Below are 13582 nucleotides of genomic sequence, written 5' to 3' on the forward strand. Positions count from 1 at the left end.
TCCGGAGAAAAGCTGTGAGCTGTTGGATGGATCGCCTCTGTCGGGCACTTTGGAGAATTTCATGTTGTACAATGCGAAATCATGCAATGAATATACACACAAATATATCCATATTGAGTGGAGATGTATTTGAAATGTACACATTTTTAATATTTCGGTCTATAGCAATTCTCCCCATTTTGTCATAAGTTTGGAATGTCAAATTGTACTTTATTCCAATCAAGAACAAGTAAAAGATCAACAAAAATGGCTACTAACAGATTAATTGGAGAATTGCCCAAAGTGGGGATCCGGCCCGTTATCGACGGACGGTTACAGGGAGTGCGGGAATCACTCGAAAATCAAACCATGAATATGGCCAAGGCTGCGGCACAACTGATCAGCGAAAATCTTCGTTTCCCTAACGGAGAAAAGATTGAATGCGTGATCGCCGATTCGACCATTGGCGGAGTGGCTGAGGCTGCCATGTGCGCCGAAAAATTTGCCCGTTCGGGTGTCGGGGTCTCACTGACTGTCTCCCCTTGCTGGTGTTACGGAACAGAAGTAATGGATACAGATCCACTGTTGCCCAAAGCGGTTTGGGGCTTCAACGGGACCGAACGTCCGGGGGCTGTATATCTTGCTGCAGCGCTTGCAGGATATGCGCAGAAGGGCTTACCTGCGTTCGGTATCTATGGACACGACGTTCAGGATAAGAAAGACGGTTCCATCCCGGAAGATGTGAAAGAGAAGATTTTGCGTTTTGTCAAAGCCGGTCTCGCGGTAGCGCAAATGAAAAATAAATCGTACCTCTCGCTGGGTGGTATGTCGATGGGTATTGCCGGATCGTATGTCGATCAGGAGTTCTTGCTCGACTATCTCGGCATCCGTACTGAGGTTATTGATATGTCGGAGCTGATACGCCGTGCCGAGCGTGGCATATACGATCCTGCCGAATACGCTAAAGCGATTGCCTGGGTAAAGAAGAACTGCAAAGAGGGCAAGGACCTCAACGATCCTGCCAGTCAGGCAACCAGGGAGCGAAAAGACTGGGAGTGGGAGATGGTGGTCAAGATGACCCTTTCGGCCCGCGACCTGATGATAGGAAACCCAAAACTGAAAGAGCTGGGACATGGCGAAGAGGCGCTTGGTCGCAATGCCATTTTGGGCGGTTTCCAGGGACAACGTGCCTGGACAGACCATCTGCCCAACGGTGATTTTATGGAGGCAATTTTGAACTCCTCGTTCGACTGGAACGGCATCCGTCAGGCTTTTGTCTTCGCAACAGAAAACGATTCATTGAATGGTGTCTCCATGTTGTTCGGACATCTGCTTACCAATACGGCCCAGATCTTCTCCGATGTTAGGACTTACTGGAGTCCTGAATCAGTTGAGCGGGTGACAGGCAGCAAACTCACCGGCAAAGCAGCAGGCGGAATCATCCACCTGATCAATTCCGGATCAACGACCCTGGATGCCACTGGAAAGCAAAAAGCAAACGGCCAGTCCGTTATGAAACCATTCTGGGAAATCTCAGAGGCCGAGGCACAAGCCTGTCTGGATGCCACCGACTGGGCCCCAGCCGACCTTGGCTATTTCCGCGGAGGCGGTTACTCTTCCCATTTCAAAACTGAGGGAGAGATGCCTGTCACGATGAGCCGCATCAATCTGGTGAAAGGGATTGGACCTGTTTTGCAACTGGCCGAAGGTTGGACCATTGATCTTCCGGACGAGGTGCACAATACCCTGGACCAGCGTACCAACCCGACCTGGCCAACAACCTGGTTTGCCCCGCGGACCAATGGCAAAGGAGCCTTTGCGGATGTTTATAGTGTGATGGCCAACTGGGGCGCCAACCACGGAGCCATCAGTTTCGGGCACATCGGCGCTGATCTGATCTCGCTGGCTTCGATGCTTAGGATCCCGGTTTGCATGCACAATGTGGAAGAGGGCAAAATTTTCCGCCCTGCTTCCTGGAGCGCCTTCGGAATGGACAAAGAGGGATCCGACTACCGCGCTTGCGATACTTATGGGCCAATCTACGGGAAAACAAGATGAAATTGGCTTTAAATGCCATTTAGTCAAAGAATCCTTTGAGTTTCCTTTGAGTTTTCCTTCGGGGCCTTCGTGGTAAGATTTAATTCTTTAACCACAAAGGGCGCGAAGGGTGACACGAAAGACACAAAAAGAGAATTGAATTAGTAATGAGAAATTTTATAATTGGCTTAAAATAAGTACTTTATTTAATTTGTGTTATATGAAAGGCCGGAGGGGACACCCATTCGGCCTTTTTGTTTTCGTATTTAGATAACTTATCTCCTCCTTTCTCGTTAAAAGTAAGGTATCACATCATTTTCAATTTTCAATTTTTTAAGTATTGTGGATGGGTTCGAAATTCGCTGTAAGTCAGTCAGTTTTTACGAAGAAAAGTGTCCTGAAAGATTATTATACCGTCTTTCTAAGCCGGCAGTTGAGTCTCCTTGGTAGGAAAGAGGTGCATCTTGGCAAGGCTCCGTTTGGAATTTTCGGTGATGGAAAGGAGTTGGCGCAGATTGCCTATGTAAAATGCTACCGCGACGGGGACTGGCGTTCAGGGTACTATCGCGACCAAACTTTCATGCTGGCGGCTGGAATGATGACCCCAACGGAATTTTTCTCTCAGCTATACGGGGATACCAATACTATCAACAATCCGTCCACCGGAGGTCGCAATTTCAATAACCATCATTCAACTGCAAACAGATCAGCCGCTGGAGGGCTTCTGGAGCTAGCGTTGATGAAGAATTCTGCAGCAGACCTTTCTCCCACTGCCGGACAAATTCCGCGTCTCCTGGGATTGGCACAGGCCTCCAAGCTTGTCAGGGACCATCCCGAATTTGCACCACATACGGCAGGCAAAATCACCGGAGATGAAGTGGCATTTGGCTCAATAGGCGAATCCAGTACCTCCGAAGGGATGTTTTTCGAAACCATCAATGCCGCCTGTGTACTTCAGGTTCCTTTGGCCGTGGCCATTTGGGACAATGGTTATGGAATCAGTGTGCCCGTTGATTTGCAAACGGCGAAAGGCAGCATATCAAAGGCTTTGAAGGGATTCGAAACAGATGGAGAGGATTTGGGGTGCAGAATATATTCCTGCAAGGGGTGGGACTATGCTTGTATGGTCCAAACTTTTGAAGAGGGAATTGCCCTTTGCCGGTCAAAGCATCAACCGGTCATATTTCATATTGACGAACTTACGCAGCCGTTGGGCCATTCAACTTCCGGCTCACATGAGCGATACAAGAGTGCTGAACGTCTGCAATGGGAACAGGATTTTGATGCCATCGTGAAATTCAAAGAGTGGATCATTCTCGAGGGATATGGGGATACGGATACCTTGGCGCAACTCGAAGAAGAGGCATCACGGGAAGCCAGGGCCGCCCGTGATCTGGCCTGGAGCAATTACATCGCCGGATTTGAAGAAGAGAGTGTCGGCTTAAAAGCGATTGTCAGTTCCATTTCAAACAGTTTTACCCCACTGTCCACAAAATCAGCTGAGTTAAAAGCATTGTTAAAAGCGGCATACCCTACCAGGAAGGCGTTGATCAGGTTTGCTAAATCCTTGCATAGAACGGTTGTTGGAAATTCCTCATTAAAGGAGCAGGATCAGCAATTGGCCTTATGGATAAAGACTTCCGAAGAGATCGGCGAGCGACTTTTCAGCATTCCCCGGTCGGAGGAATCGGCAAAATATCCTACCGGAGATATAGTTAAAATTGAATATAGTAATGATCCGGCCTGGGTAACCGGGTCAGAACTGCTAAACAAGAATTTCGATCTGCTGCTGCAAAAATATCCTTTGATGCTCTCTTTCGGGGAGGACACTGGTGTTTTGGGCGGAGTCAACCAGGAGACGAAAGGGTTGTCGGAGAAATTCGGACTCCACCGTGTTTTCGACACCGGGATCCGCGAGACAACCATTATCGGACAAGGGATCGGTTTGGCATTGAGGGGATTCAAACCAATCGCCGAGATACAATATCTTGATTATCTCATATATGCACTTCCTACATTGGCCGATGATCTCTCAACCCTGAATTACCGTACCTGCGGACGGCAGATCGCACCACTCATTATCCGTACCCGCGGACATCAGCTGCAAGGCATGTGGCATTCAGGATCCCCGATGAGTATGCTGCTTGGCTCGATGCGGGGTATTCATATTTGCGTTCCGCGAAACATGACGCAGGCTGCGGGCTTTTACAATACCCTGCTCAAAGGTGAAGAACCAGCTCTGGTGATCGAACCTTTGAAAGGATATTATGTGCGTGAGAAACTGCCTGAAAATATAGGAGAGTATTGTATCCCACTGGGTATTCCAGAAATCTTGCTGGAAGGCACTGATTTAACTTTGGTTACTTATGGCTGGAATGTAACCATAGCCTTGGAGGCAAACGCGATCCTGAAATCGATGGGTATCTCGGTAGAGTTGATTGATGTGCAAACCCTTGCACCCTTTGATACCGGTCACCTAATTACCCAATCGGTTATCAAAACAAACCGCCTTGTTTTACTGGATGAAGACGTGCCAGGCGGAGGTACCGGCTATATGCTTCAAAAGATCCTGGAACAGAAAGAGGCGTTTTATGCGCTGGATGAGCAACCGCTGGTGATCTCTGCCCGCGACCACCGCGGAGCTTATGGTACAGATGGCGAGTATTTCTCTAAGCCGAATGTTGATTCGGTACTGGAGGCAGTGCTTGGGATGATGAGAGGAAATAGGAATTAAAAATTAAAAATTACAGATTAAAAATTGTCTCTTGTCTATAGCCTAGCGCGTCCATTAACTTTTCATTCAATTTCCGGTTTTTCCCTTTAAATGGATGACAGTGAATGTGGATGGCGGGATTAAAGTTTAATTCAATAACGGCATAATTGTCGGGTGTTGCTTCCTTCGCTGGATTCAAAATAATCATATCCAGACCAGTAATTTTTACATTTAGGGCCGAAGCCGCTTTTACAGCAATTTGTTTGTAGGAATCGGGTATATCATCTGTAAAATCGATGCTGTCACCACCGGTGCTGATGTTCGAATTTTCGCGCAGGAACACCACTTCTCCGGATTCCGGTACATCATCGAAATCCTTTTGTTGTGATTTTAAGAATATTACCTCGGCTTCGCCAAGCTGGATTTTTTCCAGGGGAGTATGATATCCCTTGCCGCGCAAAGGGTCTTGATTTTTGATGCCGACCAATTCTTTAATGGATAGAATTCCATTTCCGGTTACGTTTGCCGGCACACGGTGCAATATGCCCACGACCTGATTGTCGATAACGAAAAACCTGAATTCTTTTCCTTCAACGAATTCTTCTATCAGGATGGTGGAGTCGTGCTCAAAAGCAATATCAACTGCCCTGTGAAATATGGATTCATCCCTGTTTTCCTTTAGAATGGTAATGCCGATACCAAAATTGGTTTGGTTCGGTTTGATAACTACAGGTTTTCCTTTAAACAGCTGAAAATCAAATCTTGCTGTTTTAGCTTGGGTATAATTGTATCCTTTGGGAACGCGAATGCCCGCCTCTTCGAGAATTTTTTTGGTAACAAGCTTGTTTTCCATGGCCAGAACGCTTGCATAATTATCGAGCGAGCTCTTCGTTGCCTGCTTTACATATTGGGTATTTCCGTTTTGATGTAACCTGATGAAATTCTCTTTTCGGTCCAGAATTTCAAATGAAACGCCCCTTTTCAAAGCTTCACGAAGTAATAACTGGGTAGAGAGCTCCATATCTTCCAATCCCATGAAATTGTAGTCTTTTCGCTGGCTTTCATTTAAATAATTGCGGGCTTTCTCCATATGGAAAGGGATATATCCCATCTTCAGAATACCATCGAGTACCTCGTAGACTCTTCGCTGTTTTGGGCTTTTGATATATTCTGCTGCCAGCTCTAAGGCTTTTTGGTAGTCATCATTATTTACCGCTAGTTTTCGAAACAAACCGGTCATTTCATCTATATGTTGTTTTGCTTTTTGCCAGATATCAACATATTCGCCGGTTGGATCATGAACAAATGGAACCGGACCCAACCCATACAGGGCAACATATCCCAGGTAATTGTTCGCATGCAATTGGGATGCAGCATCAAAATTGTCTGGCTCTTTTGTAAGCAATCCATAAAGTGCAAGCAGATGTAAAAAAGAGAGCGCTTCTTCTGTTATGCCTGCCTTGGACAATGGATCAATATCAACAAACCTGATTTCAATGTAGGATATATGATCAGGTCCATTTGTAAATTTTGGCCTTACCGGAGAATACAGTTCCTTCATGGATTCGATTTTTCCATCTTGAACCATCTGGTCGAGGCTTTGCCTAAAATTTTGGACAGAGCTGTAATCGGGATATAGCTCGCCAATATTCCTGTAACCATAGCAACTGTTACGAATGGAGAGGCCAATTACATGTTGAGCGATGCTGTAAGGAGATTCCTTGCATTTCAGCTCCATCGACGAATCTACGACAGGGCTATTCCCATAAAGCAAAATGTACAACCATCTTAACCTGTGCAACTGTCGTATTGTTTTAAGGTAAACTTCATCCTTGAACGCTTCGTAGGTTATTGATGGTTTGCTTTGACGATATAGCATTTCCATTAACTTCTCTCCGAAAGAAAGATTAAAGTGGATTCCTGAAAACAGTTGGTTTTTGGGTCCGTATTTCAGGGCCAGATGTTCGCGGTATTGCTGGGCATCTTTCCCTGCTTCATCGAATTGGGCAATTGGAATTTGGTTATCATTTGGTAAAACAGGTGGTATGCTTTGCGGCCAAAGGTATTCATTGGTCAGTTCCAGGCTCACAACATCATGAAGGGTTTCAAGAAAACCCAATGTTTGTTTAATATCGGGCAGTGGCGGGGTGATCATTTCCACTTGACTCTCAGAAAAGTCAGTAGTGATGTAAGGATTCTGACGTTTATTCCCGAATATCATTGGATGCGGGGTTTGCGCCAAATTTCCGGATTCGTCCACGCGAATGTTCTCTTTTTCGATGCCAAAGAGCGCATCAAACCACATATTCCCTTTTATTTGACTCGCAGCTGATTTAAACATGTCCTGTCTCATCTGTTTTTTTTTGGTTTTTTATAAATAGCTTGAAAAGAATAACATAAAGTAATACCAGCAATATGCCTTTTGCGATGCTGCTGATGCTGATGCTCCACCATACGGAGGAGAGCTCATTTTTCCAGAGATGGATCAAAGCATATGCCAGTGGTATTCGAAGGAGTGTAAGTCCAATCCCCGTAATTGCCGGAATATTGGTTCGTCCCCAGCCAAAAAAAGCGCCGGTAGCCATCAGCTCCAGACACATAAACAACTGGGATATCCCAATAATTGTCAGATATTCCCTTCCCATGGCAATGCTTTCCGGATCTTTCAGGAAGATTGAAAACAACGTTGATGGAAACATAACCAGTATAGCTGTAGTAATCACTCCTATAATGACCGACAGCATTATTCCCGCGCCAAATATTTTCCATTGTTTATCATAATCCTTTGCACCGTAAGCTTGTCCTGAAATGGACGACAAAGCATACATGAATCCGGCCACGGTCATATAGGAGATCGCTTCAATTTGTACACCGACCTTTTGTACCGCTATTGCATTTGCACCCCAATGACTTATGATACGGGCCATCAGAATAGCGATGATGGTGAATGAAACCCGTTGGATAGCCGGACTGATTCCTATTCCTACTATTTTTTTGAGAAGTGCACTTTGGAATGGAACGAGGCCTGGATTTATATTCTCCGTTCGGTTTAGTTTTCTGTAAAACAGGAATGTCGCCAAAGCTTGTGACAGAATGGTGGCGATAGCAGCCCCGTTAATACCTAAGCCAACCCAAAAAATGAGAATTGCATCTAGTAATATATTTACAATTAGCGCGGCTGCATTGATTCTGAAAGGTGATCGGCTATCCCCATAACCGATAAATACGCTGGTATAAAACTGATTCTGAAACGAGAATATGATACTCAGTCCAATGAGGGCCAGATAAACAGATGCGTCGCGTTCAATTCCGGGATTGTTTAATTGGATAAAGCCAATCAGGTAATTCCTTCCAAAAGCAAGCAAAACAGAGCAAACCAACGCAGTGACGATTACAGCCAACATGCCACTCCGGATATAACTCTTTGCAAGACGAAAATTTCCCTCTCCAATGGCATGTGATACTTTTATTCCTGCACCAACTGTAAAAAGGGAGGAAAGCCCCCAGCCCAAATTCATGTAAAACCCTGCAGATCCAACTGCCGCAACCGCCCCAGCGCCAAGTTTTCCTACAAAAATTATGTTGATAAAATTGTAAGCCATAGACATGAACGAGGTTACAATAACCGGGAATGCCAGTCGTATAAGCTGTTTTAAATTTGAGTCCGGCTGGCTTACCTCAAGAATGGCTGAAAAGTCTCTCTTCTGAAAATTCATCTCTTAATCAAGAATATATGTTTAAACATATCAACATAATGAATCAAAAAAAATCAACAACACGTATCAATATCCTTTAATACTACAGCAAACAATTCTTTGATGTAGGGTTTATTTACAGAGAAATAGATCTCTTTCCCTTCTTTGCGGGCGTTAAGTATTTTGGCACGCTTCAGTAAATTTAAATGATGTGAAATTGTTGGACGGGACAAAGTAAACTTACTTGCGATATCATTCACGCACACTTCCTTTTGGGTAGCAAAAATCATAATAATCTCCTGCCGGGTTTTATCGGCCAAGGCGCTGAAAAAATCAGGGCATTCTTCACAGAAACAGGCGTTGCTTTCTGATTTTATTTTCTTAATGCGTTTAAGCATATCTACATGTTTTACGGTGCGAAAATAGTGAATTTATTTAAAACGCGCATTTATTTCTAATTATTTCCGCAATTTTCATTCAGTAATTTCTAAACGTTAATTTGTAATCTGTAATCTGTAATTTTTAATTTCTTATTGAAGATTCCCTGACCACCAATTTTGTTTGAAGAACGACAGTTTCCACAAACGATGGATCTTCCATTTTTTTAAAGAATAGTTCTGCTGCCTTAATGCCGATCTCCCTGGTAGGATGCATGATGGAGGTAAGTTGCGGAGTTGAAAAGGTCGCATGGAATTCATCGGCAAAACCTGCGACTCCGATCTCTTGCGGGATTTTGAGCCCTCGTCTTTTAAGCTCTTTCATCACAGTAAATATGACCATGTCGTTGATTCCAAAGATGGCATCCGGAGGTTCAGGAAGGTTGAGCAGATCATCTGTAATCCGGAGAGCCTCTTCGGAGAGCATGTTGCATGGACGTAACAGATCGGGATTAAATTTCAATCCCGATTCCTTGAGTCCGGAGAGATATCCCTCTACTCTGTCGCGGGAAATGTTGAGGTGGGCGGGTCCAGATATAAATGCAATGCGCCTGTATTTTTCCGCGTTAAAATGGCGGATAATCTGCTCAACAGCATCCTTGTTGTCGATCACTACGCATGGAGCCGATTCTGACAGACAGACCCGGTCGAAAAAGACCAATGGTATTTCGTCATCAATCAGTTGTAAAAAATGGTCAAAACGATCTGTCTCTTTACTCAAACAGACAATCATCCCATCTACCCTTGCCTTCAGCAGATTGGAGACAGATTCAATTTCTTTCTCCATGCTTTCATATGATGAAGCCAGCAGGATAAAATAACCTCGACTCTTGGCGTACTCTTCAATACCGGAGATGATAGAGGAGTAGAAATGGGTAACCAGATCGGGTACAATCACTCCGATCATATGTGTCTCCTGCTTTAGCAAACCCATCGCGAGCGGGTTGGGTGTATAATTCCAAACCGCAGCAAGCTCCTGTACCTTCCTGGTAAGTTCAGGACTGATATCCGGATGATTTTTCAGAGCCCTGGAAACAGTAGAAATGGAGATGTTCAGCTCTGAAGCAAGATCTTTTAGCGATAAATGCCTTTTGGCCATACTGGTATAAAATCGATCGGCTGAAATTACAAAACTATTGACGTATCTCCGCCAAAATCTGAAAAAAGAGCAAAGAAAACATGTTCCACAACATTTTTTCTTCTCCGCAAAGCTTTGCAATAGGAGACATATTTGGCAAAACGGATTAGTTTCGTGACTTTTGAGTCTCTTTTGAAGAACTTATGCTTCGAAAAATCAATATTTATTCATTACGAAATGGAAAGAAAGAAAAAAGGCCTATTTACCACTGAAGACGGAAGAAACCACACGTTAATTTTCTTCCTGGTTGCGCTTCTTTTTACTTTATGGGCAGTTGGTAACAGCTTGATAGATACCATGGACAAGCATTTTCAGGATTACTACCATCTGACAAAGGCCGACTCGGCCAATGTTCAGTTTTCACATTACCTGGGCTATTTTTTCATGGCATTGCCTGCAGGGTGGTTTATTCATAGACTTGGTTATAAATGGGGGATTATTTTGGGTTTGAGTTTAGCTGCATTGGGCTGTCTGTGGTTTTATCCTGCAACCAAAATTGACGGGTTCTGGGCGGTTCTCCTTGGCGTTTGCCTGGTAGCCATGGGTTTCTCATTCCTCGAAACTGTCGCCAATCCATATACCACCGTGTTGGGAGATCCAAAATATGCGGCATCCCGCATTAACCTGGCGCAGTCTTTCAATGCTATTGGCTGGCCAATCGCCCCGTATATTGGCGGCTTATATTTCTACCATTCCGATGCTACTCTTTCGGCTCAGCAAAATGCTGAAATTGCACATAAAACAATGTGGATACCCTATGTAGCGCTTGCTGTTATTATTATGGTACTGATTATCGCTTTTATTAAAAGTAAGATGCCGGATGTCGTTGAAAAAGAGAATGACCATAATTCCGAAAATCAAACAGCCAAAGTCGATGTATTTGGCCAACAAAGTCGCTTGTCGACAGTCCTTTTATATGTTTGCGCTATTTTATTCAGTTTTGCTTTAGGTATGATTTTCCGCTTCTTTGCCCAATTATTTTATATGGACAGGGAGACGCTTGCCAATCCTGATGCTATGTTAGCCTTGAACCATACTTTAGCTATGGTGTTCGATGTTACTACCATTATTGCGGGTGTGGCTTCAATTGTTTTTATAACACTCAAAAAGAAACAACTAATTCACAAAAACAGCATTTGGTCGGCGCCACACTTTACTGGGGCAACTATTTCGCAATTTCTTTATGTGGCAGCCCAGGCGGGCATATTTAGTTTCTTTATCAACTACATGGTCGAAGATGTCCCTGCCATAGGTGAAAGCTTGAAATCAAGCTGGTTAATCGGTGGCGAAAATGGATCAATTCTTCGTAACGGGGCTTATTTCCTGACAGAGAAGGGTGCTACCTCCCTCATGTCGTGGATGGCATTCCCATTGTTCCTTTTAGGACGTTTTACCGGTTCGTTTATATTGAGGGTTACTAAGGCACATAAAATGCTTGGCCTCTATGCGTTTATAAATGTGATATTAATGTTTGTTGTTGTAGCCAAACTGGGTTGGGTGTCAGTAATTGCGGTTTTCCTTAGCTTTTTCTTTATGTCAATCATGTTCCCCACAATTTTCTCACTTGGTATCTTTGGATTGGGAGAAAGATCAAAAGTGGCATCATCGTTCATTGTTATGGCCATTATGGGGGGAGCTGTATTGCCAAAGGTAATGGGGGAGATAGCCGATGCAGATGGGATGTCGGCAGGTTACATTGTCCCGGCTGCCTGCTTTGTTGTGATTGCGCTGTATGGGTTCTTCTGGACCAAACTCAGTGGTTCAGAAGGATTAAATGGTATAAAGATTGGAACAGGTCATTGATTGCGGGCTCATTTTCAATATTCTTGGCTTTGATGATAATAATTGTCATTTAGTTGTACTTAATCTGGTTTACAGCGAAACAAGCATGGATTAAATCCTCTAATGGAGATACAAATCCATTTGCGAGCTGCATACGGCAAGTAAAAACAATATAAATAAGTATATGAAATACGCTGGAACTCCCGAACGTCCTGCTTTCAGGCGTTTTTGTAAGATGCTCTCATTGAAGGAGGAGACTAAATTAATAGAGGATTACAAAAAGATTCATGCACCCGGCGCCGCCTGGCCTGAAATAACAGCCGGTATGCGGGAGGTTGGAATCGTGGATATGGAGATCTATATCCTGGGTACCAAATTATTTATGATCATGGATACAGTTGCGGATTTCGACCACGACAAGGCCATGGCGGCCTTGGCAAAGAAGCCCAGGCAAAGCGAATGGGAAGCCTACGTCTCCAGGTTTCAGCAATCCTCAGCCGAAGCAACTGCCGATGAAAAGTGGCAATTGATGGAGCGGATATACAAACTGGACAAATAAAAACCGGTGATCACAGAACTTGAGAAGTCTCTGTTTTAAACTTGCGGATTAACAAAAAGATGTTGCGTAACATTTTTTTTAGTACGCAAACCTTTCCGCAAACCTTTGCGCTAAATTGTTGATTTTTAAGCCTTGCAGGAATTATATATTTGATCAATATTTGCATGAGAGAAAAATGCGGACATGAATGCTATTCATTCATTTACAGCGTTTTTTGACTCTGTTATGATAAATTTATTTTGGAATATTTAAATTAAAAGGGATGAAAAAGATTGTAGTAGCCGGAGCCGGTGGTTTTATTGGCGGTCACCTGACCAAAAGGTTGAAAGAGATGGGTAATGATGTACGTGCGGTGGATAAAAAGCCTTTGAACCAGTGGTACCAGGTTCATGCGGATGTCGAAAATCTGGTTCTTGATTTGAATAGCAAAGAAAACTGCTACACGGCATTGAATGGATACAATGAAGTCTTCAATCTCGCCGCTGATATGGGCGGCATGGGTTTCATCGAGACTCATAAGGCAGAATGCATGCTGAGCGTACTGATCAATACGCACTTGCTGATGGCTGCAAAGGATTTGGGAATTGACAGGTTCTTTTATGCCTCCTCGGCTTGTGTTTACAATGGTGAAAAGCAACAGGATGTCAACAATCCGGGTTTGAAAGAGTCGGATGCTTATCCCGCCCAGTCGGAAGATGGTTATGGATGGGAAAAATTGTTTTCTGAAAGGATGTGCCGTCATTTCAGGGAAGATTATGGAATTAATACCCGGGTTGCCCGTTTTCACAATGTTTACGGACCTCATGGGACCTGGGACGGAGGACGCGAAAAGGCGCCGGCTGCCATGTGCCGCAAAGTGCTTGAAGCAGAATTGTACGGGAAAGATGAGATCAATATATGGGGTGATGGTGAACAGACCAGAAGTTTCATTGACATTACCGAGTGTGTAGAGGGGATTCTTAAAATCATGTACAGCGACATCATCGAGCCGATCAATCTGGGAAGCAGCGAAATGGTTTCAATCAATCAGTTGGTGGATATCGTTGAGAAAATTGGCCACATCAAACTGAAAAGAACCTATGATTTGGATGCTCCAAAAGGTGTACGCGGACGCAACAGTGACAATACCCTCATCCTTGAACTTTTGGGATGGGAACCAACACTGCCATTGGCTGTCGGCATGAAGGAGACCTACGACTGGATCAAAACCCAAATGATAAGCGGCGGAAAAAAATAGTGGCA

9 protein-coding genes are annotated in these 13582 nt (G+C 44.1%); 5 read left to right on the forward strand and 4 right to left on the reverse strand.

The window, feature by feature from the left end; translation table 11 throughout:
- Positions 1-264: 264 nt before the first annotated feature.
- Both M0R21_07785 and M0R21_07790 read left to right on the forward strand, forming a co-directional pair.
- Positions 265-2037 carry an L-fucose isomerase gene (locus tag M0R21_07785; GenBank protein MCK9617723.1) on the forward strand — a complete coding sequence of 591 codons (1773 nt, stop codon included), beginning with the start codon at positions 265-267 and terminating at the stop codon, positions 2035-2037.
- A 325-nt stretch (positions 2038-2362) separates the two neighbouring features.
- Positions 2363-4750, forward strand: coding sequence for a thiamine pyrophosphate-dependent enzyme (locus M0R21_07790; GenBank protein MCK9617724.1), 2388 nt, complete (start codon positions 2363-2365; stop codon positions 4748-4750).
- Between the two features lie 10 nt (positions 4751-4760).
- Here M0R21_07790 and gshAB read toward each other — a convergent pair whose 3' ends face one another.
- From gshAB to M0R21_07810, 4 genes are all read right to left on the reverse strand, one after another.
- A complete protein-coding gene (gshAB, locus tag M0R21_07795; protein MCK9617725.1) occupies positions 4761-7082 on the reverse strand; it encodes a bifunctional glutamate--cysteine ligase GshA/glutathione synthetase GshB in 2322 nt (773 codons plus the stop codon).
- Complete coding sequence (locus M0R21_07800; protein ID MCK9617726.1) at positions 7063-8445, reverse strand: MATE family efflux transporter; 1383 nt, start codon at positions 8443-8445, stop codon at positions 7063-7065. The genes gshAB and M0R21_07800 overlap by 20 nt, the downstream gene beginning before the upstream one ends.
- Positions 8446-8498: 53 nt before the next feature.
- Complete coding sequence (locus M0R21_07805) at positions 8499-8822, reverse strand: metalloregulator ArsR/SmtB family transcription factor (protein MCK9617727.1); 324 nt, start codon at positions 8820-8822, stop codon at positions 8499-8501.
- 124 nt (positions 8823-8946) lie between these two features.
- Complete coding sequence (locus M0R21_07810) at positions 8947-9960, reverse strand: LacI family transcriptional regulator (protein ID MCK9617728.1); 1014 nt, start codon at positions 9958-9960, stop codon at positions 8947-8949.
- A gap of 216 nt (positions 9961-10176) precedes the next feature.
- On the opposite strand from M0R21_07810, the gene M0R21_07815 reads away from it, so the two are divergent.
- The 3 genes from M0R21_07815 to M0R21_07825 all read left to right on the forward strand — a co-directional run bounded on the left by M0R21_07815 (position 10177) and on the right by M0R21_07825 (position 13577).
- Complete coding sequence (locus M0R21_07815; protein ID MCK9617729.1) at positions 10177-11802, forward strand: MFS transporter; 1626 nt, start codon at positions 10177-10179, stop codon at positions 11800-11802.
- A 163-nt stretch (positions 11803-11965) separates the two neighbouring features.
- Positions 11966-12340: an L-rhamnose mutarotase gene (locus M0R21_07820; protein MCK9617730.1), complete on the forward strand. Its 375-nt coding sequence runs from the start codon at positions 11966-11968 to the stop codon at positions 12338-12340.
- Between the two features lie 262 nt (positions 12341-12602).
- Positions 12603-13577: an NAD-dependent epimerase/dehydratase family protein gene (locus tag M0R21_07825; protein ID MCK9617731.1), complete on the forward strand. Its 975-nt coding sequence runs from the start codon at positions 12603-12605 to the stop codon at positions 13575-13577.
- The last annotated feature ends 5 nt before the right edge of the window (positions 13578-13582 follow it).

It is taken from the genome of Lentimicrobiaceae bacterium, from assembly GCA_023227965.1.
Taxonomy (GTDB): Bacteria; Bacteroidota; Bacteroidia; order Bacteroidales; family JALOCA01; genus JALOCA01.